This is a genomic window from Streptomyces aurantiacus, assembly GCF_027107535.1.
Taxonomy (GTDB): domain Bacteria; phylum Actinomycetota; class Actinomycetes; order Streptomycetales; family Streptomycetaceae; genus Streptomyces.
Window position 1 is genome coordinate 6407492 of record NZ_CP114283.1, and the last position, 25117, is coordinate 6432608.

A 25117-nucleotide genomic window follows, 5' to 3' on the forward strand; every position below is an offset into this window, starting at 1 on the left:
ACTATTGTCTGCTTCGGCTTCGACCACCCCGCAAGCCGGGTCACCCAGCGTCACCACGAGAAGGAGGGAGTGCGCGACGTGGAGTGGTTCACCGCCTCCGAGTACTGGACCGGCCGGCTGGTCTTCCAGCGAGGGCTGGCCATGCTTTATCTCGTCGCGTTCCTGGGCGCGGCGCTGCAGTTCCGTGCGCTGATCGGCGAGCGCGGCATGCTTCCGGTGTCCCGGTTCGTCGCCCGGGTGCCGTTCCGGCGGTCACCGAGCGTGTTCCATCTCCACTGCTCCGACCGCTTCTTCGCGGCCTGGGCCTGGACGGGCTGTGCGGTGTCGGTGGCGCTCGTCGCGGGCCTGGACAACCAACTCCCCCTGTGGGGCGGCATGTTGCTGTGGCTCGTCCCCTGGGTGATGTACCTGTCGATCGTCAATGTCGGCCAGACCTGGTACGGCTTCGGCTGGGAGTCCCTGCTTCTGGAGACCGGCTTCCTCGCGGTGTTCCTGGGCAACGACGAGGTCGCCCCGCCCGTGGTGGTGCTCTTTCTGCTGCGCTGGCTCCTGTTCCGCGTCGAGTTCGGGGCCGGCCTGATCAAGATGCGCGCCGACGCGTGCTGGCGGAAGCTGACCTGCCTCGATCACCACCATGAGACCCAGCCGATGCCGGGTCCGCTGAGCTGGTTCTTCCACCACCTCCCGAAACCGTTCCACCGGGTCGAGGTGGCCGCCAACCATGTCACCCAACTCGTCGTGCCCTTCCTGCTGTTCGCCCCTCGGCCCGTCGCGACGGCAGCCGCCTCCCTGATGATCGTCACCCAGTTGTGGCTGGTGCTGTCCGGGAACTTCGCCTGGCTGAACTGGATCACGATCGTGCTGGCCCTGTCGGCACTGGAGCTGCCCGGCAGGGCCCCGGACGTGCCCGGCGCCCCGCTCTGGTACGAGGTCGTGGTCCTGACGGCCGCGGTGCTGCTCGTGGGGCTCAGTCACCGCCCGGTCCGCAACATGATGTCCCGCCACCAGTCCATGAACCGCTCCTTCGACCCGCTCCACCTGGTGAACACCTACGGGGCGTTCGGCAGCGTCAGCCGGACCCGGTACGAGGTGGTGGTCGAGGGCACGGCCGACCGGACGCCCCGCGAGGACGCGGGGTGGCGGGAGTACGGGTTCAGGGGCAAGCCGGGCGATCCCCGGCGCTGGCCCCGCCAGTTCGCCCCCTACCATCTGCGGCTCGACTGGATGATGTGGTTCGCCGCGTTGTCCCCCGCCTACGCCGAGCCCTGGTTCGGCGGTTTCGTGGAACGGCTGCTGGAGAACGACCGCGACACACTGCGCCTCCTGCGCCACTGCCCGTTCCCGCCGGACGCCCCTCCCCGCCACGTCCGGGCCCGCCTCTACCGCTACCGGTACACGACCTGGCGCGAGCTGCGGGAGACGGGCGCGTGCTGGGAGCGGACGTACGTGCGGGAGTTCCTGCCGCCGACGGGACTGGACGCGACGGCTCAGAGGCCGTAGACGCGGGTCGCGGTGCCCGCGAAGACCTCCTCCCGCTCGCTCTCGCCGAGCTTCCCGGTCAACTGATGCGCCGTGTCGGCGACTTCGGCGTACGAGGCGACGAGCGTGCACACCGGCCAGTCGGAGCCGAACATGAGGCGCCCGGGTCCGAAAGCCTCCAGCACCGTGTCCGCGTAGGGCGTCAGGTCCCCCGCCGTCCAGCCCCGCGGATCCGCCTCCGTGACCATTCCGGAGAGCTTGCAGACGGTGTTCGGCAGGGCGGCGAGGGCGCGGACGTCGGTGGCCCAGGGCTGCAACTGCCCAGCGGCGATGGTCGGTTTGCCCAAGTGGTCCAGCACGAAGGTGAGTTCGGGACGGCGCTGCGCCGCCCGCGCACAGGCGGGGAGTTGGTGCGGAAGGACGACCAGGTCGTAGACCAGGCCCGCCTCGGCCACCGCCGCCAGTCCGCGCTGTACGTCCTCGCGCAACAGCCATCCGGGATCCGGTTCGCCCTGGACCTGGTGGCGGATGCCCTTGAGGTGACGGCCGCCCGGCAGTTCGCGCAGGCGGGCCAGTTCGTCGGCGACGTCGGGTCGGGTGAGATCGGTCCAGCCGACGACTGCGCCGATCAGGTCGCTCTCCTGCGCGAGGACCAGGAACTCCGGGGTCTCCTCCGCCAGCGTGACCGTCTGCACGAGGACGGTTCGCGAGACACCGGCGGCGTGTGCCGCCGGGGCCAGGTCGTCGATGGTGAAGTTCCTTCTCAGGGGCGCCAGTTCGGGGCCGGAGATCCAGTCCTGGTCGCGCACGGCGAGGTCCCAGACATGGTGGTGGGCGTCGACGGCACCCGTCCGCCCCGTCACGGCAGCTCCCAGACGACCGGCAGTCCCGCCCCGGAGCCCTCGGCCGAGTAGTCGTGCACCACGTCCAGCAGGTCCGCCATCCGGGCCTGCCAGGCGATGTTGACCGGCAGCTTCTCCAGCTCGGCGAGCAGCCGCGCGTAGTCCTCGCACTCCAGGAGGTGGAAGAGGTCGGTGCCGCTGCGCCAGATCGTCCAGGACGTGGCTCCGGCGGCGCGGATCGCGTCCGTGAGTTCCGCCGGGACCTCACGGTGGGCGGCCTCGTACGCGGCGATCCGGTCGGCGCGGACCTTGGTGTGCAGGGCGACTCTCATGACGGCTCCCCGGCCGGCTTGTCCTGCGGCACCGGGGCCTCGCCCGGCAGCACGCCCGTCGCCCGCAGTTCCTGCCAGAGGCCGTCGGGCACAGGAGCCGTGAACTGCTCGGCGCAGTCCCGGACTTCGTGCGGCGACCTGGCGCCGACGAGGACGGAAGCGACCGCCGGGTGGGCGACGCAGAACGCGAGGGCGGCGGCGCGCAGTGTGGTGCCGTGCCGGTCCGCCGCCGCCTTGAGGGCCAGCGCCCGGTCCAACACCTCGGGTGGCGCTGCCGCGTAGTCGTAGGTCGCTCCGGGCTTCGGGTCGGCCAGCAGGCCGGAGTTGAAGGCGCCGCCGATGACGACGGACGTGCCGCGCTCCCGGGCGGCGGGCAGCAGGTCGGTGAGTGCCCGCTGGTCGAGGAGGGTGTAGCGCCCGGCGCAGAGGATCACGTCGACGTCCGTGTCACGGACGAAGCGGGTGAGCATCCCGGTCTGGTTCATGCCCGCGCCGATCGCGCCCACCACGCCCTGCGAACGGAGCTTCTCCAGGGCCGGATAGCCCTCGCGGAAGGCCTGCTCGGCGTGGTCGTCCGGGTCGTGGAGGTAGACGACGTCCACCCGGTCGAGGCCGAGCCGTTCCAGGCTGGCGTCCAGGCTCCGGCGTACACCGTCCGCGCTGAAGTCCCACACGCGGCGGTGCGTGGCGGGCACCGCGAAACCGTTGGCGCGGTCGTCGCCGCCCCGGTCGGTCGGCTCCAGGCGGCGGCCGGCCTTGGTCGAGATCGTGTACGCCGACCGGGGGCGCTCGCGCAGGGCCGCGCCCAGACGTCGTTCGGACAGCCCGATGCCGTAGTGGGGCGCCGTGTCGAAGTACCGGATGCCGGCGTCCCAGGCGGCCCGCACGGTCTCCTGCGCCTGCTCCTCGCCGACCTCGGTGAAGAGGTTGCCGATACCGGCGGCGCCGAGAGCGAGGCCGGTGACCTCGACGCCGCTGCGGCCGAGCCTGCTCACCGGCCCGCAGGGCGCAGCCGCAGCCCCTGCATCCCGCCGTCGACCGCGAGGGCCGTGCCGGTGGTCGCGCCCGACAGCGGACTCGCCAGGTAGGCGATGGCGCCCGCGACCTCGGGCGCTGAGACGAGGCGTCCCGTGGGCTGACGGGCCTCCAGTGCGGCCCGTTCGGCGCCCGGGTCCGTCGCGGCGTCCAGGAGGCGGCCGACCCACGGCGTGTCGACGGTGCCGGGGTTCACGCAGTTGACGCGGATGCCCTCGCGGACGTGGTCGGCGGCCATGGCGAGGGTCAGCGACAGGACGGCGCCCTTGGACGCGGAGTACAGGGCGCGCTGCGGGAGGCCGGCCGTTGCCGCGATGGAGCAGGTGTTCACGATGGACGCGTGCGAGGACTTCCGCAGGTGCGGCAGCGCCGCCCTGGCCGCCCGGACCATGCCGACGACGTTGACGTCCAGCACCCGGTGCCAGACCTCGTCGTCGTTGTCCTCGACGGTGCCCTGTGCGCCGATGCCCGCGTTGTTGACCAGCACGTCGAGACCGCCGAGATCCGCGGCCGCGGCGGCGACGGCCCGGCGCACCGACTCGTCGTCGGTGACGTCGGCCCGGTAGCCGAGCAGCGGCTTCTCGACGCCCGCGGGGTCCAGGTCGAGGACGGCGACCCGGGCGCCCCGGGAGGCGAGCAGTTCCGCGGTGGCCCGGCCGATGCCGGAAGCGCCGCCCGTCACCAGGGCCCTGAGTCCCTCGAAGTCGCTCATGCAGCCTGCTCCTTCTGCCGGTCGAGGTCGGCGGCCCAGAACGTGCCGCCGGGAAACGTGAACTCCGCGACGGACTCCGCCCGCATGGTGGCGGAGAAGCCCGGTGCGACGGGTGCCATGTAGCGACCCTCTCTGATCACCACCGGGTCGAGGAAGTGGTCGTGCAGATGGTCCACGTATTCGATCACGCGGTTCTCGGTCGTGCCGGACAGCGCCACGTAGTCGAACATGGACAGGTGCTGGACGAGTTCGCACAGCCCGACACCGCCCGCGTGCGGGCAGACGGGGACCCCGAACTTGGCGGCGAGGAGCAGGATCGCGAGGTTCTCGTTGACGCCGCCGACCCGGGCCGCGTCGATCTGCAGGACGTCGATGGCGCCCGCCTGGAGCAGTTGCTTGAAGACGATCCGGTTCTGTACGTGCTCGCCGGTGGCGACCTTGACCGGGGCGACGGCCTCACGGATCGCCGCGTGGCCGAGGATGTCGTCGGGGCTGGTGGGCTCCTCGATCCAGTACGGGTCGAACTCGGCGAGTGCCTTGGTCCACTCGATGGCCTCGTCGACGTTCCAGCGCTGGTTGGCGTCGATGGCGATGCGGATGCCGGGGCCCACCGCGGAGCGTGCCACGCGGCAGCGGCGTACGTCGTCGGCGAGGTCCGCGCCGACCTTCAGCTTGATCTGGGTGAAGCCGTCGGCGACGGCCTGACGGGCGAGCCGGGTGAGCTTCTCGTCGGAGTAGCCCAGCCAGCCTGGCGAGGTGGTGTAGCCGGGGAAGCCGCGCTCCTTCAGCAGCGCGGAGCGTTCCGCCGAGCCGTCTTTGCCCCGGCGCAGCAGCCGCAGCGCGTCCTCGGGCGTGAGGACGTCCGCGATGTACCGGAAGTCCACCTGGGCCACGAGCCATTCGGGTGTGGCGTCGGCGAGCAGCTGCCACAGGGGTTTGCGTGCGCTCTTGGCCGCGAGGTCCCAGACGGCGTTGACGACGGCGCCGATCGCCATGTGCATCACGCCCTTCTCGGGCCCGAGCCAGCGCAGTTGGCTGTCTCCCGTCAGGTCGCGGGCCAGCGATCCGGGGTCCGCGCACAGCTCGTCCACCGTGCGCCCGAGGACGTGCGGGCGCAGTGCCTCGATCGCGGCGACCTGGACATCGTTGCCCCGCCCGATGGTGAAGGTGAAGCCGTGCCCCTCCAGGCCGTCGGTCGCGTCCGAACGCAGGACGACGTACGCGGCCGAGTAGTCGGGGTCCGGGTTCATCGCGTCGGAACCGTCGAGCTCCCGCGAGGTGGGGAAGCGGATGTCGTAGGTGTCGACCGCGGTGATACGGGCGGCGGATGAGGACACGGAGGTGCCTTTCGTCAGAGACAGGGGAAGCGGAATGCCGACGTCCGGTGCGGCCCCGCGCCCCTGAAGGGGCGCGGGGAACTGCGCGACCAGCCACAACGGACCCGCAGTCGCACACCACGCCTAGGGGGTGCTTTGAAAGTCCCGCACAGCACCCTCTAGTCCTGCGCACGGCCGGTGGTCACGCGGGCGATCATGAGGGCGACCAGGATGATGCCTCCGTAGATCGCCTGGATCCAGAAGGACGGGACCTGCGCGAGAGTGAGCAGGTTCTGGACGACCCCGAGCAGGAGCACACCCGTCAGGGCGCCGAACATCGTGCCCTTGCCGCCGTCGAGGCTGATGCCACCGATGACCGCGGCCGCGAACACCGTGAAGATCATGTTCTGGCCCTGGTTGGCGTTGATCGCGCCGACGTAGCCGGTCTGCATCAGGCCACCGACCGCGGCGAGCGTCCCGGCGACGACGAAGACGCCGAGCATCACGCGTTCGACACGGATGCCGGCCGCACGGGCCGCGTCGGGGTTGCCGCCGATCGCGTACAGGGCCCGTCCCCAGCGGTGGTACTTGAGGACGAAACCGGCGACGCCGAAGGCCGCGGCCGCCAGCCACACCGAGATGGGCACGGTGAGGAACGTGGTGGTGGCGAGCGTGTAGAAGGCGTCGGGCATTCCGAAGAGCGTCTTGCCCTCGGTCGCGCCGACCAGCAGACCACGCAGGATGATCAGCATCGCGAGCGTCACGATGAACGCGTTGAGCTTGAACTTCACCACGAGGATGCCGTTGAAACCGCCGATGACCGCGCCCACCACCAGGATCGCGAGCAGGGCGAGACCCGCGGGCAGTTCCGTACCCCAGCCGGACTGGGCGGCGGGCAGCAGCAACAGGGCGCCGACGGCGGGCGCGATCCCGACGACCGACTCCAGCGACAGGTCGAACTTCCCGGTGATGAGCACCAGCGACTCGGCCAGCACCACCATCGCGAGCGCGGCCGAGGCACCGAGGACGGAGATCAGGTTCTGTTCGGTGAGGAACGCGTCGTTGACGAACGCGCCGAGCACGAGCAGCAGCAACAGAGCTGGTACGAGGGCGAGTTCGCGTGCCCTGCGCAGCAGTACGGTCTTGGCGTCGGCCTTGCTCTTCAGGGGGCGCAGGGAGGTGGGGGCCGAGGCCGACGCGGCCTTCGTGTCAGCCATGGTGGTCCACTCCTTCGATGGAGGCGATCAGCTCGTGGTCGCGCCAGCCCGCCGGATGCTCGGCGACGACCCGGCCGTGGAACAGGACGAGGACGCGGTCGCAGCGGCGCAGGTCGTCGAGCTCGTCGGAGACGACGAGCACGGCGGTGCCGTCGTCGCGGGCCGAGTCCATGCGCGAGAGCAGGGACTCCTTGGACTTCACGTCGACGCCCGCGGTCGGGTTGATCAGGATCAGCAGCCGCGGGTCCGAGGCGAGGGCCCGGGCCATGACGACCTTCTGGGCGTTGCCGCCGGAGAGGTCGGACACGGGCTGGTCGGGCCCCTCGGTGTGGATGTCGAGGCGCTCGATCAGCTCGCCGGCGAAGCCCCTTCTGCGGTCGGTGGCGACGAATCCGTACCGGCCGAGGCGATCGAGGACGCTCATGGTGGCGTTGTCGCCGACGGTCATGCCGAAGACGAGGCCCTGTCCGTGCCGGTCGCGCGGGACACAGCCGACACCGGCCCGCAGTGCGGCCGTGACATCACCGAACGGCAGTGGTCTGCCTTCCAGCCGGGCGCTCCCCGCGGTCGGCGTGTGGAGTCCCGCGAAGGACTCGGCGAGCTCGATCTTGCCGCTGCCGCTGGATCCGGCGAGGCCGACGACCTCGCCGCCGCGGACGGTCAGGTCGACGCTCTCGTACGAGTCCGACGTCATTGCGCGCGCTTCGAGGACGACGGGCGCGCCCGCGTCCACCTCCCCGCGGGCCGCCTTCTCCTCCACGGCGGCGATGGACTCCCCCGCCATGGCCTCGACCAGGGCGGCCCGCGGCAGCTCGGCCACCGGGGCCGTGGTGATCCAGCGGGCGTCGCGCAGGACGGTCACGGTCTGGCACACCTCGTACACCTCCTGGAGGTGGTGCGAGATGAACAGGAAGGTGACCCCGTTCTCCTGGAGCGCGCGCATCCGGGTGAAGAGGCGTTCGATCTCCCGGTTGTCGAGCTGGGCGGTCGGTTCGTCGAGGACGATGAACCGGGCACCGAAGCTCAACGCCCGCGCGATCTCCACCATTTGGCGGTCCTCGACCTTGAGGTCGGCGGTCCGCGCGTCCGGGTCGACGTGGACGTCCCAGGTGTCGAGGACCTCAGCGGCCTCGGTCTTCAGCCGGCGCCAGCTGATGAAGCCGCCGCGGCCCTGCGGCTGCCGGTTGATGAAGAGGTTCTCGGCGACCGTCAGCTCGGGGACGACGGTGGGCTTCTGGTAGACGCAGGCCACCTTGCGCCGCCAGGCGTCCCGGTCGGTGAGCGGGGGCGCGGGCTCGCCGTCGAAGCGGACCGTGCCCTCGTCGGGGGCCTGAAGGCCGGTGAGGACGGTGACGAGGGTCGACTTGCCCGCGCCGTTGCGGCCGACGAGGGCATGGGACTCACCCGCGTTCACCGTCAGCCGGCCGTCGGCGAGGGCGACGGTGGGGCCGTACCGCTTGGCGATCCCCCGCGCCTCAACGAGTGGTGTGCTCATGTGACCGTGTTGCCCCACAGCTCGGGGTCGTCGACGTTGTCCTTGGTCACCAGCGGCGCGGGCAGCTGGTCCTCCAGGTTGCCGCTGGGCAGCTTGACGATCTCGGAGTCGTGGTCGGTCGGGCCCGGCTTGAAGGTCTTCCCCTCCATGGCCGCCTTGATGTAGTACATGCCGTACTTGGCGTAGAGGTCGGCCGGCTGCGAGACGGTGGCATCGATCTGGCCCTTGCGGATGGCCTCGAACTCCTGCGAGATGCCGTCGTTCGAGACGATCGTGATGTGGCCCTTCTCGCCGGCCTTCTTCAGCAGGCCCTTGGACTTCAGCGTCTGCAGGGTGGGCGCGAGGTAGACGCCGCCGGCCTGCATGTAGATGCCCTTGATGTCCGGGTTGGCGTTGAGGAGCGTGTCCAGCTTGGAGGCCGCGGTATCGGACTCCCACTTGGCGGGGATCTCCAGGACCTTCAGCTTCGGGAACTTCTCCTTGACGCAGGCGCGGAAGGCCTCGGAGCGGTCGCGGCCGTTGACCGAGGCGAGGTCGCCCATGATCTGCACGACCTTGCCGGAGGGGATCTCCTTGCCGAGGTACTCGCAGGCCTTCTGGCCGTAGGCGACGTTGTTGGCACGGACCACCATCGCGACCTTGCCCTTCTCGGGCGCCACGTCCACGGCGACCACGGGCACGCCCTTGCGCTCGGCCTGGTCGAGGCCGGCGGAGATGGCGGCGCTGTCCAGGGGCGCCACGACGAGGCCCTTCACGCCCTGGTTGAGCTGGTTGTTGATGTCCGTGATCTGCTGCGAGGGATCGCTGTTGGAGTTCACCGTCTTGAGGGCGTCGACGTCCTCGGACTTCGCCATCTTCGGCACGTAGTCGTTGTACGACTGCCAGAACGGTGAGGTCAGCAGGGGCAGGATCACCCCGACCTTGCCGGTGCCGTCGCCCTTCTTGCCGCCCTCGGAGGCGACGTTGTCCTTGGTGCTGCCGCATGCCGCGAGTACGAGCGTGGCGCAGGCGGCCACGGCCGCCGCACGTATCGCCCGCGAGGTGTTTCGCCCGTTCCTGTACCGCACAGTTCTGCCGGCCATCTATCGGCTCCTCATTGAGCGTGATCGAGCTGGTGCCACGCATATTTATCAGACCACTTCGCCCCCACAACACCCCTCGCTCGCATTTTTTCGCTGTTTTGGTGCGTAGTGGTCCGACCACCTGAGTGGTTAGACTGCGGCGCACCCGGCGACAGGAGGACATGGCGTGGACGAGAGCCCGGCCCGGGCCGCGACGACGGCCCCGCAGAAAGGGACCGTGACGCAGCGCGCCATAGACCAGATCAAGGCGATGATCGGCGAGGGCCGTCTGGAGCCCGGCGCGCGACTGCCGACCGAGCGCGATCTGGCGTCGCAGCTGGGCATCTCGCGCAGCTCCATGCGCGAGGCGATCCGGGCGCTCACGGTGCTGGGCGTGCTGGAGGCCCGGCACGGCTCCGGGATCTACGTCACCCAGCTGGAGGCCGGCGATCTGCTGGAGACGTTCGGCGTGGTCGCGGACCTCTCCCGGGGCCCACGGCTCGTCGAGCTCCTCGAAGTGCGGCGCATCCTGGAGTCGACGGCGACGGCACTCGCGGCCGCACGGATCACCGCCGACCAACTGGCCGAGGTGGAGAAGCACTTGACGGCCATGAACGCGACGGACGACCCGGAGGAGATCCTCTCCCACGACCTCGCCTTCCATCGCGCCATCGGCGCCGCCGCGGGCAACGACACGATGGCGGCCATCCTGGAGGGCCTCTCCTCGCGCACGTTCCGTGCCCGGGTCTGGCGCGGCTACCAGGAGGAGGGTGCGTTCGAGCGGACCCGCCGGGAGCATGCGGCGATCCACCGCGCGCTCGTCGCCCGCGATCCGGAGGCCGCCCGGGCGGCCGCGGCTGCCCATGTGGGCGAGGTGGAGCAGTGGCTTCGGACCCAGCTCCAGCCCTGAGGGCCGGAACCGGGTCCGACTGCGGCCGGTGGGGCACCTGCGGACCGGTGGGGGCCGGTCGCGCGGTTCCCCGCGCCCCCGCGGGGCTGCGCCCCGAAAAGGGTCAGGCTCGCTTGAGCCTGAGCGTCACCAGTTCGAACGGGCGCAGCTTCAACGTGATCCGGTCACCGGACCGCTCCGGCGCGGCGGCCCCGGCCAGGGGGCGTTCCAGCAGGTCCGTCACCGTGACGGCCTCGACCTCGAAGCCCGCCGTGAGCGTGGCGCGGCTGCGCCCGCCACGCGACTCGTGGAAGCGGACGATCACGTCGCCGCTGCCGTCGTCGGCCAGCTTCACCGCGGTGATCACGACCGCGTCCTGGGCGACGGCCACCAGGGGCGCCACCTCCGAGGCACCGCCGACGACCTTCCGCTCGGGCAGGTTGATCCGCCAGCCCTCCCGCACCGCGTCACCGATCCCGGCGCCGGGCACCAGCGCGTGCCGGAACCGGTGGACGCCCTGGTCGGTCTCGGGGTCGGGAAAGCGCGGGGCGCGCAGCAGCGAGACACGGACCGTGGTGGTCGTGCCCCCGTCGTCGCGCACGGCACGCGTCACGTCATGGCCGTACGTCGAGTCGTTGACGACCGCGACGCCCCAGCCGGGCTCCTCCAGGTGGACGAACCGGTGGTTGCAGGCCTCGAACTTGGCGGCCTCCCACGACGTGTTGGTGTGGGTCGGCCGGAAGAAGTGCCCGAACTGCGTCTCGGACGCGTACCGCTCGGCGTGCACGTCGAGCGGGAACGCCAGCTTCAGGAACTTCTCCGTCTCGTGCCAGTCGACCTCGGTGTCGATGTCGAGCCGCCACTCTCCCGGCGCGAGCGACAGCACCTGCGTGACCCTCGACTCTCCGAAGGCCCGGACGACCCGGACCGAGACCCCGTCGTCACCGGGGACGACCTCGTCGGCGTCGACCAGGTCGGTGACCGTGTTCCGGTAGAACTCGTCGACGTCCCAGGCGTCCCACATGTTCGGGAAGTCAGGGTGCAGCTGGAGCAGGTTGGCGGCCTCGCCCGGCGCAAGGGTCTCGCGGTCGGCGGCGAGGTCGAAGGCGGAGACCACGAGGCCGCGGGCGTCGATCTCGATCCGCAGACATCCGTTGTCGAGCACGAAGCCACCGTCCGCGCGCGGCACGAGCGTGCACTCGCCTCCGACGGCCGGGGACCGTGCGCCGCCGGCGGGCACTCCGTCGCGGGTGTGCGGCGCCGAGTTGAAGGCGAGGGCGGTCGTCCCCTCACCGGCCAGCGCGCGCTGGGCCCCCTCGATGATGCCGTTCAGCTCCTCGGCGACCCTCTCGTACGTCCTGCGGGCCTCACGGTGCACCCACGCGATGGACGAGCCGGGCAGGATGTCGTGGAACTGGTGGAGCAGCACCGTCTTCCAGAGGCGGTCCAACTCCTCGTACGGGTAGGCGGATCCGGTGTGCACGGCCGCGGTGGCCGCCCACAGTTCCGCCTCACGCAGGAGGTGCTCGCTGCGGCGGTTGCCCTGCTTGGTCCGGGCCTGGCTGGTGAGGGTGGCGCGGTGCAGTTCCAGATACAGCTCGCCGACCCAGACGGGGGCGTTCGGGTACTCGGCCTCCGCCTTCTCGAAGAACTTCTCCGGGGTCTCCCAGACGACGGTCGCCGAGCCTTCGAGGTCCCGGAGCCGGGCCGCCTTGGCGACCATCTCGCGGGTGGTGCCGCCACCGCCGTCACCCCAGCCGGTGGGCGCGAGCGAGTGCCTCGCGACCCCCTTGTCCTTGAAGTTGTTCGCCGCGTGGGCGATCTCGCTGCCCTTCATGGAGCAGTTGTAGGTGTCCACCGGCGGGAAGTGCGTGAAGATCCGCGTGCCGTCGATGCCCTCCCACTGGAAGGTGTGGTGCGGGAACTTGTTGGTCTGCGACCACGAGATCTTCTGCGTCAGCAGCCACTTGGAGCCCGCCGCCTTGATGATCTGCGGCAGTCCGGCCGCGAAGCCGAAGGTGTCGGGCAGCCAGGCCTCGTCGTTGTCGACGCCGAACTCGTCGATGAAGAACCGCTTCCCGTGCACGAACTGACGGGCCATCGCCTCCGAGCCGGGCATGTTGGTGTCCGACTCCACCCACATGCCGCCCGACGGCACGAACCGTCCGTCGGCCACGGCCTTCTTCACCCGGGTCCACACCTCGGGCCGGTGCTCCTTCACCCAGGCCCACTGCTGGGCCTGGGACATGGCGAAGACGAAGTCCGGCTCGTCCTCCAGGAGGGCGGTCATGTTGGAGGTGGTCCTGGCGACCTTGCGTACGGTCTCGCGCAGCGGCCACAGCCACGCCGAGTCGATGTGCGCGTGGCCGACGGCGCTGATGCGGTGGGCGGACGGCACGGCGGGAGCCGACAACACCTCTTCGAGGCGGGAACGGGCCGCGGCGGCCGTGCCGTTCACGTCCTGCAGGTCGACGGCGTCGAGCGCCTTCTCCACCGCCCGCAGGATGTCCCACCTGCGGGCGGACTCCACCGGGAGTTCGGCCATCAGCTCGCCGAGCACCTCCAGGTCGATGACGAGCTGCCACACCGTCTCGTCGAGGACGGCGAGGTCCATGCGCGCCAGCCGGTACTGCGGTTCGCTGCCCGCCGTCTCCTTGTCGCCCAACTGCGTGGGCAGGAAGGGGTGGTAGTCGAGAATGACGGGATTGGAGGCGGCCTCGATGTGCAGCCGGACCTCTTCGCCGCCCTCGACGGGGGCGCCGATCCGCACCCACTGGTTGCGCGGGTTCAGCCCCTTGACCGGAGTCCCGTCGGGCCGGTAGACGAGGCCCTCGCACTGGAAGCCGGGCATGTTCTCGTCGAAGCCGAGGTCGAGGACCGCCTCGACGGTCCGGCCCGCCCACTCCTCGGGCACGGTCCCCGCGACACGGAACCAGCTCGTCCCCCAGGGAGCACCCCACCTGTCGCCGACCGCCACCGGAGACGGCGTGGCCGCCAGCCCTTCGGCGACCGGCACCGGCTCGCCGGGCGCGTTCCACACCGCGACTTCCAGCGGCACGGACTCGGGGTACACGGCGGGTCGTATGCGCTCGTCGAGAACACGCTTGAGGCGGGCTTCGACCAGGCTGCGGTCGTCATGCATGCGGGGTGCTCCGTAACTCCGTTGTGCGGGTTGTTACTCGGTGTCGGTGACTACCGGCTCTCGGTGGTCACCCGGGTCGGCGGTCACCAGGTGTGGGTGACGGTCGCGGGTTTGGACGCGGTGTAAAGCTCCCCCACGGCCCGGAGTTCGAACCGCGCCGCCTGTTCGTCGCCGTCGGGCGCGAGGCCCGCGACGAAGAACGCCCGCTGGGCGGTGCCACCGAGGAACCGCCGTGTGCCGTCGGACAGCACCCGGTGCAGGGTGTGGTGGCGTACGCCTGCCCCGGATGCGGCACGCCACGCGAAGCGCAGGTCGCCTCCCGAGGCGCCGGTGATGCGCAGGTCGACGGGGGCGGCCGGGCTCTGCGCCGCCTGGTCGTGTACGGCCAGTCCGCCGAGCCGCCACTTCACGGCACCGCCGGCGCCGGTGAGCCGGACGCCGAGGGAGTGCACCGTGCCGCCCGCCGGCAGCCCGGTCAGCCGTACCGTCGAGGTCCCCCAGCGGTCACCGACGGCGACCGGGAAGTAGGTGTAGGCGTACGGCTGTCCCGGTCCCGCCGGTTCGGCGGTGGCCACGGCCAGCTCTGCCGCCACGTCCCCCGAGTCGGCCCGGTGGGTCAGCTCCACCACCGTGTCCTCGCCGATCGGGAGCCTGGTCGCGTACAGGTCCAGGGTGGCGGGCGCGTCGAGGGTCCCGTCGACCAGGACGCTGCTGCCGCCGCGCCACGCGTCCGCGAAGTCGAAGGTGACGGCGGGTCGTCGGCCCATCGTGCGCACGACCCATCGCCGGGACGGCAGCTGGTCCTGGAGGCCGAGGTGGTTCCACGGGGTGGTCGACGTGACCTCGCCGTCCTCGTACCAGTACAGCCCGTGCCCGGTGTTGAAGACGCTCGCGAACGGGACGGAGGTCACCGTGGAACGGTCGGCGACGGACACGGCGGGGGCCCGCCAGGTGTCGGTGGCGTCGGGCTTCGCAGGATCGAGCGAGCGCCCGGTCCAGAAGCGGTCGTCGGCGGCGTGGAAGTCGCCGGGAGTGTGTCCGGCGGGCAGGTGGTTGCGGGTCCACTCGGGCCGGTAGAAGCCGAGCGACACGACGTGCGCCGAGCCGCTCGGCACCATGGCGTTCCAGTTGACGGCGGAGTTCCAGCCGTTGGACTCGACGTCGACGCCTGCCCACAACTCGTAGCGGCTGCGGCCGAGTTGCTGCGCCGTCGAGCCCGAGGACGCCAGGCTGCCGGGCGACCAGCGGAAGTCCACGAACATCGAGTCGGCGGCCTGGAAGAACACCTTGTTCTGGTTGTTGAGGGCGCCCTGCCAGCTCACCGAGCCGTTCACGGTCATGGAGTCGTACCAGGTGACCCGCTGCCCCTTGGCCCTGCCGAGCGCCTTGAGTTCGGTGAGGAAGCCGAGCATGTCGGTCGCGAGCGCCGCGTTCCCGCCGCCGGTCTCGGCGTTGACGAACCAGCCGTCGAAGCCGTACGCCTCGGCGACCGCGACGAGTTGGGCGGCCAGGGGGTAGTGCCCTGCCGCGTCCTTCTGCACCAGGTCGCGGGTCCACCGCAGCTGTCCGCCGTACGCGACGGGTGGCAGGAACACGTTGCCGAGGACGGGCACGCCGTGCCGGTGGGCGGCGTCCACGACCGGCGCGTTCGGGGCGAGGATCAGGCCCTCGCCCGAGGAGCCGCCCCAGAAGACCAGCTCGTCGACGTAACTCCAGTGGGTGAGCGCGTAGACGTCGGCGGTGGCCGAGCCCTGCGAGGGGTTGCTCGCGGTGGGGCCGAAGGAGACCAGCGACTGGATACGGGCCTGGCCGCCGCGGGCCGTCGTGTTCGCCGGCGTCGGGGTGAACCGCGCGGCGAGCGGCACGGACGCGGCGTTGAACGCCAGGTCGGTGTCGTCGGCGGCGCGCCACGCCTTCAGGCTGCGCCAGGTGATGCCCGCGCCCGGTGCACCCGAGGGCAGCGAGTCCGGGTACCAGTAGTTGGCGTAGGGCTGGAGTGCCCCGGCGGCCTTCGGCACGGCGGTGGCGGGGGACGCCGGGAGCAGGGCGGCCGTCGCCCCGGTGCCGGCGGCCAGCAGGACGGTGCGTCTGGTGGGGTTCACGGGCAAGTGCCTCCTTGTGGGAGTTCTTGTGGGCGTTACGGAACCTGGTCGGGAGTGACGACTTCGGTGATGCCCCGGGCGGCGAGGTGCCCCTCGTCACCGGCACGGGACGCGAGCACGGTGGCCGGGCGGGCGCCGTCGGCGGTGAGGCGGAAGAACGCCTCGAAGACCGGGCCGCCCGGCGCGCAGAGCGAGCGGGTGGCGGGGTCGTCGGGTACGACGAGGGCCGTGGTGCGGGGCTTCGGGGCGTACGTGTGCTCGCGGGCCGCGCGGGCCAGTTCCCGCGCGCTGTCCTTGGGCCGGCGCGCGTTGGTCAACAGGCCGAGTCCGTATTCGAGTTCGGGGAAGTCCGCGAGGTCGCGGGACACGTCGTGGGAGCACCACCAGGTGATGCCCCACAGGTCGGTGCAGTCGAGGGCGTTCGCGACGGTCGCCGCGGTGAAGGCGGCGGCGTGTTCGGCGGGGACCAGTGGGGCCGGGGCGCCGACCTCCTGGAGCCAGACCGGGCGCGAGGGGTCGTCGGCCCAGGCCTTGCTGAGTTCGATCAGGTAGGCGGCGTGGTGTTCGGTCGCGACACCGGTGCGTCCGTGCCGCTGGGCCGTGCCGTTGAAGACCCAGGAGTGCACGGCGGTGACGGCGCCGCGCCGGGCTGCCTGGGCGGGGGTGAACGGCATGTCGTCCTGGTACCAGGCCGCGTCGTACTCCGCGTGCAGATGCAGCTTGCCGGGTGCGCCCTTCTCGCACGCCGTGAGCATCCGCTCCAGCCAGGCGTCGACAAGGCGGGGTTCCGCCCGGTCGGGGTCCGGGTGGGGGCCCGCCGAGAACTGGTTGACCTCGTTGCCCACGGTCATGCCGATGAAGTTGGGCCGGTCGGCGAGGGCGGCGGCGAGGGTCCGCAGGTACTCGGCCTGCCCTTCGACGACCTCGGGGTCGGTGAAGAGGTTCCGCCGGTGCCAGGTCTGGGTCCACGCGGGCAGGAAGTCGAAGCTCGACAGGTGGCCCTGCAGACCGTCGACGTTGACGTCGAGGCCGCGTTCGGCGGCCGCGTCGGCGAGGGCGACGAGCTGTTCCACGGCGCGCGGGCGGATCAGCGAACGGTTCGGCTGGAAGTAGGGCCAGATCGGGAAGACGCGGACGTGGTCCAGGCCGAGTGCGGCGATGGAGTCGAGGTCGGCACGCACGGAGTCGAGGTCGAAGTCGAGCCAGTGGTGGAACCATCCCTCGCTCGGGGTGTAGTTGACGCCGAAGCGCACGGCAGAAGGCATGCGGAGTCCTGGTTCTGGGGTGCGTACGTGGGGGCGTGGGGCTCGTGCGGGCGGGTGGCCCGGGGCGCCGGCGGGCTCAGCCCTTGACCGCGCCTTCGCCGACGCCGCGGAAGAAGTACCGCTGGAGGCAGGCGAAGAGGGCGATCAGCGGCGCCACCGCGATGATCGTGCCCGCGGCGACGAGCCGTTCGTCGTTGGCGAAGGTGCCGTGCAGGTAGTTGAGGCCGATGGTCAGGGTGAACTTGTCCGGATCGCTGAGCACGATGAGCGGCCACAGGAAGTCGTCCCAGGCGCCCATGAAGGCGAAGATCGCCACGACGGCGAGGGTGCCCTTCACCGACGGCAGGGCGATCCGCAGAAACCGCTGCCAGGTGTTCGCCCCGTCGACGAACGCCGCTTCCTCGATCTCGTAGGGGAGGTTGAGGAACGCGTTGCGCATCAGCAGGACGTTCATCGCGCCGATGCAGCCGGGCAGGACGACCCCGATGAGGGTGTTGTTCAGGCCGAGCTCACGCATCGTCGTGAACTGGGCGATGATGATGCCCTCCACGGGCACGAGCATCGCGAGGATGAACACGAGAGTCGTCACCTTGCGCCCGCGGTAACGCAGCCGGGCCAGCGCGTAACCCGCGAGCGCCGCACCGACGCAGTTCGTCACGACGTTGGCGGTGGCGACCTTCAGCGAGTTGAGGGCGTAGTCCCAGACGGGGATGGTCTCGGCGACCCGTTCGTAGTTGTGCAGGGTCGGATCGCCGGGCAGGAACCTGGGCGGAGAGCTGAAGATGTCCTCGGTGGGCCCCTTCAGGGAGGTGGAGAGCTGCCACAGGAACGGCCCGACGGTCAGTGCCAGGACGGCGAGCAACAGCAGGTAGCGCAGGGTGAGTTCCCACACCCTCACGCGGCGCCCGTGCTCGTCGGTGACACGCGGCGGGCGGGACTCCGCCGCGGCGGCGGGCGCCTCGCTGACCTTCTCGGCGACGCTCACGCGTCCTCCTTCCGGTCGGCACGCAGCACGAGCAGCATCAGCGCGACGGTGACGACGAAGACGACGACGGAGATGGCGGAGGCGTAGCCGACCCGGCCGGTCAGCCCCGTGCCGGTGCGCTGGACGAGCATCACGAGCGTGGTGTCCTCGCCCGCGGGGCCGCCGTCCGGTCCCGCCATCAGGTACACCTCGGAGAACACCTTGAAGGCGGCGACCGAGGACAGTGCGCCGACCAGCACCATCGTGGAGCGGACGGCGGGCACGGTGACGGTGAGGAAGCGGCGGACCGCGCCCGCCCCGTCCACCGACGCGGCCTCGTGCAGCTCACGCGGCACGTTGGCGAGCGCGGCCAGATAGATGATCATGTAGTAGCCGAGGCCCTTCCAGACCGTGACGGTCATGGCGCTCAGCAGGAGCAGCCACTGGTCGCTCAGGAAGCCGACCCTGCCGACGCCGACCGTCTCCAGCAGCGAGTTCACCAGGCCGCGTTCGTCCAGCAGCCACACCCAGATGAGGCCCACCACGACGATGGAGGCGACGACCGGGGTGTAGAACGCCGACCGGAAGAAGGCGATGCCGGGGATGTTCTTCTGGACCAGGAGGGCGAGCAGCAGGGGCAGCAGGACGAGCGCGGGGACGACCCCGAGGACGTACAGCGTGCTGTTGCGCAGGCCGATCCAGAACATCTCGTCGTGCAGCAGCTCCCGGAAGTTGGCCAGGCCCACGAACTCGCCGGGGACCAGCGTCCGGCGGTCGGTGAAGGCGTTGACCAGCGTCGAGACGAAGGGGTACAGGATGAAGATGCCCACGACCAGCAGGCCCGGAGCGGCGAACAGCCAGGGACTGGTGGGCAGTTGGCGCCGCACCCGCGCGGCGCCGGCCGATGTGATGCCGGAGGAAGCGCTCTTGGAGGTTGCGGTGCTGGAAGAACTCGCCATGTCGGTCAGCCCTGCTGCTGGAGCAGCCGGTCGCACGCCTTGACAGCGTTGTCGAGCGCTTCCTTCGGGCTCACCTTGCCCTGCAGCGCCTTGGCGACGGAGTTGCGCAGCTCGGTCTTCATCTGCTCGCTGAACAGCACCGGCGTGTAGTTGACCGCGTTCTTCAGGGACTTGGCGGCGGCGACGCGGACGCGGGTCTCGTCCGTGCCGTCCTCCTTGGTGAAGTACGGGTCGTCGAGCGAGCCGGCGGTGCTCGGGAAGATCGCGACCTTCTTGGCGAACGTCATCTGGTTCTGGGCGTCGGTGACGAAGTGCGCGAAGGCGACCGCAGCGGGCGCCTGCTTGGTCCGGGCGTTCACCATGACGCCCATGACGTACATGTTGACCTTGCCCGTGCTGGTGATCTGGTCGGTGATGCCGATGTTCTTGTAGAGGTTCGGCGCCTGCTTCTTGAAGTTGCCGAGGTCCAGGGCGCTGCCCGGGTTCATGGCGACGGCCCCGGTCAGGAACTTCTTGCCGGACGACTCGGGGGTCGCGGTCAGCGCCTGCGAGTCGAGCGCCTTGGCGTCGTACAACTCCTTGTACCTGGTGAGGAGTTCGACCCCCTTGGCGTCGTTGAACGCGAAGGCGGTGCCCTCCTTGTTCATCAGCTCGACGCCGTAGCGGCCGAAGTCCTCGATGGTGGGCACGTTCGCGAGGGTGGCGACCTTGCCGTCGCTCTTGTCCGCCAGCTCCAGGGCGTCGTCGAACAGTTCGTCGTACGTCTTCGGAGGCTTCGAGGCGTCCAGGCCGGCCTCCTCGAACAGGGACTTGTTGTAGAAGAGCGGGCCGGTGTTCAGGTACCAGGGGAAGGCGTACGTGCCCTCCATGCCCGGTATCTCGTGGCTCGCCCAGGCCCCCGGCAGGTACTCCTTCTTGTACTTGGCGGCGGCCTTGTCGAGGTCCAGGGCGAGACCTGCCTTGGCGAGCGGGGCGACGAGGTCCGGTGAGACGTTCACGACGTCGGGCAGGGTGCCGCCGGCCGCGTCCGCGCTGATCTTGTCGGCGTAGCCCTCGGCGGGCTGGTCGACCCATTTCACATGGGTGCCGGGGTATTTCTTCTCGAAGTCGGCGACCAGGCCCTCGAAGTACGGCTTGAAGTTGGCCCTCAGGTTCCAGGTCTGGAAGGTGATGTCGCCCTCGACCTTGCCGGAGGCGTCCGTGGAACCGCTGTCGTCACCCCCAAAACCGCAGGCACTGAGCGGCAGGACCAGGGCTACGACAGCGGCGGCGAGTGCTCTGCGAGGCATGCGCACGGTGACCGGGCTCCTTTGCGACGGTGTGGGTCGGAGGTGACGGGCAGACCCTGCATCCATACCGGCGGGGAAGTCAATGGATTCCGCCGCGCTAAATTCATTAGCTCGACATAATGCCTGCTCAGAAGCCTACTGTCCGCCTCTTGCGACGGATCACTAATGCGCTTTAGAGTGGTTCAGCTCAAGCGCATTAGTGTTGAGCTCCATTGGGTAGGTCTTCATGGGGAATGGGGTCGGGTTGCCAGCCAAGCGGTCTCCCGCGCGACGGCCGACGATGAAGGACATCGCGCGGCGCGCCGGGGTCTCCGAGAGCGCCGTCTCGTTCGCGCTCAACGACCGGCCCGGGGTCTCCGAGATCACCCGGGACCGGGTGCGCCGGGTCGCCGAGCAACTGGGCTGGCGGCCCAGCACCGCGGCACGCCAGCTGTCCGGCGAGGGCGCCGCGACGGTCGGTCTCGTCGTGGCCCGGCCCGCGGACACCCTCGGCGTGGACTCGTTCTTCCTGCAGCTCATCTCGGGCATCCAGGAGGTCCTGGCGGAGCGCCATCTCGGTCTGCTCTTCCAGGTGGTCGAGGACGTCGACGACGAGTGCGCCGTGTACCGGCGCTGGTGGGCCGAGCACCGGGTGGACGGAGTGATGGCCGTGGACCCCCGCACGGACGACCCGCGCCCCGGCCTGCTCGACGAGCTGGGACTGCCCGCGGTGGTCATCGGCGGGGCACCGGACGCCCGGCATCCCGGACTGTCCACGGTCTGGGCCGACGACGCGGCAGCCATGGCGTCCGTCGTGGGGCGGCTGCACGCGCTGGGACACCGCCGGATCGTGCACATCGCGGGGCTGCCCGGCCTCGCGCACACCGAGCGGCGGATCCGTACGCTGCGCGCCGAGGCCGAGCGGCGCGGGCTCTCGCAGGTGCGCTCGGTGACGACGGACTACTCGGACGCCGAGGGTGCCGCGGTCACGCGCCGTGTCCTGGAGGGCACTTCGCCACCGACCGCGCTGGTCTACGACAACGACGTGATGGCTGTCGCCGGTGTCGCCGCCGCGACGGAACTGGGCTTCTCGGTACCGGGCGACGTGTCGGTCGTCGCCTGGGAGGACTCGGCGCTGTGCCGCATGGTCAAGCCGTGGTTGTCGGCGCTGTCCCGCGACACGGTGGAGTTCGGCCGGACCGCGGCGCAGGAGTTGACCTCGCTGCTGGACGGCGGCCCGGCGCGGACCGTGCAGGTGCCGGTGCCTCGGCTGATCGAACGGGAGAGCACGGGGCCCTGCGGGGCTTGAAGGGGAGGGGGTGGGGGCGGACGTCGCTGTGCGACGGCCACCCCCTGTCGGTCGGGGAGCGGGGCTGTGATGCGTCTGCGGGTCGGTCGTGGCTGGTCGCGCTGTTCCCCGCGCCCCGTACGGGGCGCTGTCAGAGGCGCGAGCGGTACAGCTCGAACCGGGCGAGGTGAGCCCTTCGGCGCGAGTGCGTCACCCTTACTCGCCACCGTCGCGCCCGTACGGGAGCCGCCAGCAGCAGGATGCGGCCGGCGCCGATCGTGCCGGCCTCGGTCACCCGCGTCCAGGCGCCGGCGAGATGGGCCTCGACGACGAAGCCCTCCACCTGCTGGCCGTGCCGGATGTCCTCGCCGAGGCGGATCCGGTCGACCTCTCGGGCCCGGCCCAGGTCGACCGTGACCGTGCCCGGTGAAGCCTTCACCCGGGCTCCGCGTGCCAGGTCCTCGGGCAGCTCCCGGTCGATCCGTTCGCGGAACTCCCGCAGGCGGGTGACGTCGGCGGCCGGCAGACGCCCTTCCCGGTCCGGCGGGACGTTCAGCAGCAGTACCGCGTTGCGGCCCACCGACCCGAAGTAGATGTCCGTCAACTGCTGCACGGACTTGGGCTGTTGGTCGGCGTGGTAGAACCAGCCGTCCCGGATGGACACGTCCGCCTCGGCCGGCCACCACTGCAGGTGATCGGCCACGGGCTGCGCGGCCACCAGGGCGTTCCGGCCGCCCATGTCGGGCGCGTCGTAGGAGAGCGCGAAGTCCGTGCGCCCGTTGTCCTTGTCCTGTACGGGTACGACGCTCCACTCGTTCTCACGGGCCAGCCCGCCCTCGTTGCCGACCCAGCGCACGTCGGGCCCGGACACGGCGACCGTGGCGTCCGGCGCGAGGGTCCGGATCAGCGTGTACCAGCTGTCCCAGTCGTACTTCTCGACCTTGTCCGGCGGGATACGGCCCTGCGCACCGTCGAACCACACCTCGTCGACCGGCCCGTACTCGGTGAGCACCTCGTAGAGCTGGTTGAGCATGTGGGCGCCGTAGTCGGTGGCCGCAAGCGTGAACGCGGGGCCACCCGTACGGTGGTCGCCGTCCACCGGTGTCGGGATCGCGTGCTCGGAGCGGGCGCTGCCGTTGGCGTACACGCCGTGCAGGTACTGGTTCTCGTCGGCCGGCGAGACGTAGACCCCGACCTTGATGCCGTGGCGGCGCATCGAGTCGGCGAACGAGCGCAGGACGTCACCCTGCCCGTCGCGCCAACTGCTCGACGCCACCGTGTGGTCGGAGTAGCGGGAGGGATAGAGCACGAACCCGTCGTGGTGCTTGACGGTGAGGATGGCGAGTTCGAATCCGCCGTCGCGCAGGGCGCGGGCCCACTGGTCGGTGTCGAGGCCGGCCGGCTGGAAGACGTCGGGATCCTCGTCGCCGGTCCCCCATTCGAGACCGGTGAAGGTGTTCACGCCGAAGTGCAGGAAGGCGGTGCGCTCGAGTGCCTGCCAGGCGATCTGCCGTTCCGTGGGCCGGACCTGGGACGCCTTGCGGACCAGTTCCTCCGGGGTGTCGTCGGGGCTGACGGGAATCCGGTACCACGGCTCGTCGGCAGCGGCGGAGCCGACGGGGGCAGCGGCGGAGGCGGAGGACGCGAGCGCCAGGGACGTACCGCTGGACGCGACGAGAGCGGCGGCTGCCGTGACGAAGAGACGTCTGGAGACTGCCATGCGGGTGGGCTCCTCAGGTCTGGGGGTCAGCCGGGCCGGCGGGTCATCCGGCGGCCAAATGCCATACGGCGGGACGCCGCTGGTCCGGCGGGTACTGCACGAGCCGGCCGTCGTCGCTCACGTGCACGGCCATCTGCGTGATCGCGTTGACGAGCCGGTGGCCGCCCGCCACAGGCGTCAACTGCCAGCGCTGCAGGGTGTTCGCGGCGTCACAGGCATGCCGGGACACCTCGGTCCCGGGCTGGAGCGGCACGTTGAGCGTGAGCTTCCCGCCCCGTACTTCGAGGCAGCCGTCCGCGGTCTTCAGGGTCACGTAGCCGTCCGGGGTGCGCCGGGTCTCGGCCGTGAAGGCCGCGGCACCCGCACGGAAGGTGTACGTCCCGTCCGCGACCGGCACGCGGGTGAGGTCGCGCCATCCGGGGGCGTGGCCCACGGCCGCCGCGCGAGCGGTGAACCGGGCGTAGGTGGCGTCCGGACGAGGGCTGCCCCAGGTGGCCTGCGCGATATGACGCAGCGCCGGGTCGGTGTCCTGCGCCACCTCGTTCTCGGTCTCGCCGCGGCCGTTGTCTGGCCACAGGCTGATCTTCGCGCCGGTGATGCCTGCGCGTGAGGCGAGCTTCTCGCCCTCGAAGCTGCGTGGGTCCCAACTCTGGTCGTACAGGCCCTCGGTGTCCGAGTGGAAGCCGCCGCGGACGAGGTACAGGGCGTAGGCGGCGTTCATCAACGGATAGCCCTGCGACCGGAGTTGGCTCGGTTTGGTCGCCACGTCCAGCCAGTGCTCGACCGTCGTCCCGGCCGTGACGGGCACGGTGTTGGCGCCGGTGAGACCGTCGTTCCAGATGCGCAGCTTCTTGCCCATGGCCGCGGCGTGGGCGTGGACACGGTTGACGAAGTCGATGAACGCGTCCTGCGGGGTGGCGTCCGCGCCGTACTTCGCCCGGGCGTACTCCAGCACCTGCGGGTACTTGGCGAAGTCGGAGCCGAGCATGTACTCGTCGGCGCCCATGTGCCACGCGTCGGCCGTGAAGACCTCCGCGTACTCGTCCATCAGGCTCGTGTAGTAGGCGAAGGCCTCCGGGCGCGTGATGTCGAGCCGGGACGGCTGCTTGTCGCCGTCGGAGTCGGCGAGCTGGAGGTCCGGCCGGTTCTCGATCCAGGGGTCCATGTGCCCCGGGGAGTTGATCTCCGGGATGATCGTGACGTGGTACTTCTCGCCGAGGGCGACGAGACGGCGTATCTCGTCCTTGGTGTAGTAGCCCCAGGTGTTGGCCTCGGGGTGCGCGCCGCTCTTCACCTTCAGTTCGAGCAGCAGCTGGTTGAGTTTGTGGTACGCCATGTCGCGTACGAGGTTCTCCAGCCAGGCCGGGGTGATGTGGACGTAGCAGGCGCAGACGCCGACTCCCCGCTCCTCGTACCGGGGCACGTCGACGGTGTGCCCCGCGGGCAGCCGGTCTCCCTGCGCGAGGAGCTGAAGGACGGTGCGGGTGCCGTAGAAGGCGCCGGTCTCGGTCGCGCCCGTCACCGACAGGCGCTCGCCCGCGCGGAGTTCGTACCCCTCCTTCCCCAGCTCGGTCCTGGCCGGCGTGAGATCGACAACGATGTCGCCCGTGCGCGCTCCCCTGCTCACGACCGGAACGGTGCCGTGTCCCGCCGCCCGCAGATCGCCCGCGAGGGTGGCCGCGACGCGGCGCTCCGCCCTGCCGTCCGCGACGAGGCGGGTGCCGCGTCCGTAGACGTACTGGCCGGATCCCGGCGTCCAGTCGGACAGGGCGGGGACGGTGACCGGGGGCGTGGCGTTCGCCGCCTCGGCCGCCCCCGCCACGGGGACCGGTGCCGCGAGCAACAGGAGCACCGCCACGACGCCGACCAGCCGGGACCGTCCTGGATACGCACGCTTGGCTTCCGTACTCACGGGCACCCTCCCATTCATCGGAGGTGTGATGATTGGGCCGGCTTCGAGGGCTGTCAATGGGGTGCGAAGTCGGCCAAGTTGAGCCAGTGGTCGGATGACCTGCCACTCCGTGCGTGCGG

19 protein-coding genes are annotated in these 25117 nt (G+C 70.6%); 3 read left to right on the forward strand and 16 right to left on the reverse strand.

All coding sequences use genetic code 11. The features are described 5' to 3' along the window. Window positions 1-78: 78 nt before the first annotated feature. Window positions 79-1500 carry a lipase maturation factor family protein gene (locus O1Q96_RS30730; protein WP_269253783.1) on the forward strand — a complete coding sequence of 474 codons (1422 nt, stop codon included), beginning with the start codon at window positions 79-81 and terminating at the stop codon, window positions 1498-1500. On the opposite strand, the gene O1Q96_RS30735 is transcribed toward O1Q96_RS30730, so the two are convergent. From O1Q96_RS30735 to O1Q96_RS30770, 8 genes are all read right to left on the reverse strand, one after another. Next, on the reverse strand, window positions 1488-2342 hold the full coding sequence (locus O1Q96_RS30735) for an amidohydrolase family protein (RefSeq protein ID WP_269251263.1): 855 nt from the start codon (window positions 2340-2342) through the stop codon (window positions 1488-1490). The genes O1Q96_RS30730 and O1Q96_RS30735 overlap by 13 nt on opposite strands. Beyond that, a complete protein-coding gene (locus O1Q96_RS30740; RefSeq protein WP_269251264.1) occupies window positions 2339-2653 on the reverse strand; it encodes an L-rhamnose mutarotase in 315 nt (104 codons plus the stop codon). The genes O1Q96_RS30735 and O1Q96_RS30740 overlap by 4 nt, the downstream gene beginning before the upstream one ends. Next, window positions 2650-3648, reverse strand: coding sequence for an aldo/keto reductase (locus tag O1Q96_RS30745; protein ID WP_269251265.1), 999 nt, complete (start codon window positions 3646-3648; stop codon window positions 2650-2652). Before O1Q96_RS30745 ends, O1Q96_RS30740 begins: the two co-directional genes overlap by 4 nt. Beyond that, complete coding sequence (locus tag O1Q96_RS30750) at window positions 3645-4400, reverse strand: SDR family NAD(P)-dependent oxidoreductase (protein ID WP_217458825.1); 756 nt, start codon at window positions 4398-4400, stop codon at window positions 3645-3647. Before O1Q96_RS30750 ends, O1Q96_RS30745 begins: the two co-directional genes overlap by 4 nt. Continuing rightward, window positions 4397-5737, reverse strand: a complete 1341-nt coding sequence (locus O1Q96_RS30755; protein WP_269251266.1) for an L-fuconate dehydratase — start codon at window positions 5735-5737, stop codon at window positions 4397-4399. Before O1Q96_RS30755 ends, O1Q96_RS30750 begins: the two co-directional genes overlap by 4 nt. 158 nt (window positions 5738-5895) lie before the next feature. Beyond that, entirely contained in the window at window positions 5896-6933 is a 1038-nt protein-coding gene (locus tag O1Q96_RS30760; protein WP_269251267.1) for an ABC transporter permease, read from the reverse strand. Next, window positions 6926-8428 carry a sugar ABC transporter ATP-binding protein gene (locus O1Q96_RS30765; RefSeq protein ID WP_269251268.1) on the reverse strand — a complete coding sequence of 501 codons (1503 nt, stop codon included), beginning with the start codon at window positions 8426-8428 and terminating at the stop codon, window positions 6926-6928. The genes O1Q96_RS30760 and O1Q96_RS30765 overlap by 8 nt, the downstream gene beginning before the upstream one ends. Next, a complete protein-coding gene (locus O1Q96_RS30770) occupies window positions 8425-9510 on the reverse strand; it encodes a sugar ABC transporter substrate-binding protein (RefSeq protein WP_269251269.1) in 1086 nt (361 codons plus the stop codon). Before O1Q96_RS30770 ends, O1Q96_RS30765 begins: the two co-directional genes overlap by 4 nt. Window positions 9511-9676: 166 nt before the next feature. Between O1Q96_RS30770 and O1Q96_RS30775 the strand changes: the two genes are divergently transcribed. Next, window positions 9677-10399, forward strand: a complete 723-nt coding sequence (locus O1Q96_RS30775) for a FadR/GntR family transcriptional regulator (protein ID WP_269251270.1) — start codon at window positions 9677-9679, stop codon at window positions 10397-10399. A gap of 103 nt (window positions 10400-10502) precedes the next feature. Here the strand turns inward: O1Q96_RS30775 and O1Q96_RS30780 are convergent, their stop codons facing one another. From O1Q96_RS30780 to O1Q96_RS30805, 6 genes are all read right to left on the reverse strand, one after another. Then, complete coding sequence (locus O1Q96_RS30780; protein ID WP_269251271.1) at window positions 10503-13520, reverse strand: alpha-mannosidase; 3018 nt, start codon at window positions 13518-13520, stop codon at window positions 10503-10505. An 83-nt stretch (window positions 13521-13603) separates the two neighbouring features. Continuing rightward, complete coding sequence (locus O1Q96_RS30785) at window positions 13604-15622, reverse strand: endo-beta-N-acetylglucosaminidase (RefSeq protein WP_269251272.1); 2019 nt, start codon at window positions 15620-15622, stop codon at window positions 13604-13606. Between the two features lie 35 nt (window positions 15623-15657). Further along, the gene (locus tag O1Q96_RS30790; protein WP_269251273.1) at window positions 15658-16887 is read right to left on the reverse strand and encodes a glycoside hydrolase 5 family protein; all 1230 of its coding nucleotides are present in this window, start codon (window positions 16885-16887) and stop codon (window positions 15658-15660) included. Window positions 16888-16963: 76 nt separating this feature from the next. Further along, a complete protein-coding gene (locus tag O1Q96_RS30795) occupies window positions 16964-17872 on the reverse strand; it encodes a carbohydrate ABC transporter permease (RefSeq protein WP_269251274.1) in 909 nt (302 codons plus the stop codon). Then, a complete protein-coding gene (locus tag O1Q96_RS30800; protein WP_269251275.1) occupies window positions 17869-18810 on the reverse strand; it encodes a carbohydrate ABC transporter permease in 942 nt (313 codons plus the stop codon). Before O1Q96_RS30800 ends, O1Q96_RS30795 begins: the two co-directional genes overlap by 4 nt. 5 nt (window positions 18811-18815) lie before the next feature. Then, window positions 18816-20099, reverse strand: coding sequence for an ABC transporter substrate-binding protein (locus tag O1Q96_RS30805; protein ID WP_269253784.1), 1284 nt, complete (start codon window positions 20097-20099; stop codon window positions 18816-18818). A 244-nt stretch (window positions 20100-20343) separates the two neighbouring features. On the opposite strand from O1Q96_RS30805, the gene O1Q96_RS30810 reads away from it, so the two are divergent. Further along, window positions 20344-21387: a LacI family DNA-binding transcriptional regulator gene (locus O1Q96_RS30810; RefSeq protein ID WP_269251276.1), complete on the forward strand. Its 1044-nt coding sequence runs from the start codon at window positions 20344-20346 to the stop codon at window positions 21385-21387. A gap of 130 nt (window positions 21388-21517) precedes the next feature. On the opposite strand, the gene O1Q96_RS30815 is transcribed toward O1Q96_RS30810, so the two are convergent. Then, complete coding sequence (locus O1Q96_RS30815) at window positions 21518-23086, reverse strand: alpha-L-fucosidase (protein ID WP_269251277.1); 1569 nt, start codon at window positions 23084-23086, stop codon at window positions 21518-21520. 43 nt (window positions 23087-23129) lie between these two features. Next, entirely contained in the window at window positions 23130-24998 is a 1869-nt protein-coding gene (locus tag O1Q96_RS30820; RefSeq protein WP_269251278.1) for a family 20 glycosylhydrolase, read from the reverse strand. Window positions 24999-25117: the final 119 nt, after the last annotated feature.

What these genes read in the sequence shown, in the direction of transcription:
- O1Q96_RS30765 (WP_269251268.1), bottom strand. Translation starts at nt 8,428, where the DNA reads ATGAGCACACCACTCGTTGAGGCGCGGGGGATCGCCAAGCGGTACGGC.
- O1Q96_RS30800 (WP_269251275.1), bottom strand. Translation starts at nt 18,810, where the DNA reads ATGGCGAGTTCTTCCAGCACCGCAACCTCCAAGAGCGCTTCCTCCGGC.
- O1Q96_RS30740 (WP_269251264.1), bottom strand. Translation starts at nt 2,653, where the DNA reads ATGAGAGTCGCCCTGCACACCAAGGTCCGCGCCGACCGGATCGCCGCG.
- O1Q96_RS30805 (WP_269253784.1), bottom strand. Translation starts at nt 20,099, where the DNA reads ATGCCTCGCAGAGCACTCGCCGCCGCTGTCGTAGCCCTGGTCCTGCCG.
- O1Q96_RS30780 (WP_269251271.1), bottom strand. Translation starts at nt 13,520, where the DNA reads ATGCATGACGACCGCAGCCTGGTCGAAGCCCGCCTCAAGCGTGTTCTC.
- O1Q96_RS30750 (WP_217458825.1), bottom strand. Translation starts at nt 4,400, where the DNA reads ATGAGCGACTTCGAGGGACTCAGGGCCCTGGTGACGGGCGGCGCTTCC.
- O1Q96_RS30815 (WP_269251277.1), bottom strand. Translation starts at nt 23,086, where the DNA reads ATGGCAGTCTCCAGACGTCTCTTCGTCACGGCAGCCGCCGCTCTCGTC.
- O1Q96_RS30770 (WP_269251269.1), bottom strand. Translation starts at nt 9,510, where the DNA reads ATGGCCGGCAGAACTGTGCGGTACAGGAACGGGCGAAACACCTCGCGG.
- O1Q96_RS30790 (WP_269251273.1), bottom strand. Translation starts at nt 16,887, where the DNA reads ATGCCTTCTGCCGTGCGCTTCGGCGTCAACTACACCCCGAGCGAGGGA.
- O1Q96_RS30760 (WP_269251267.1), bottom strand. Translation starts at nt 6,933, where the DNA reads ATGGCTGACACGAAGGCCGCGTCGGCCTCGGCCCCCACCTCCCTGCGC.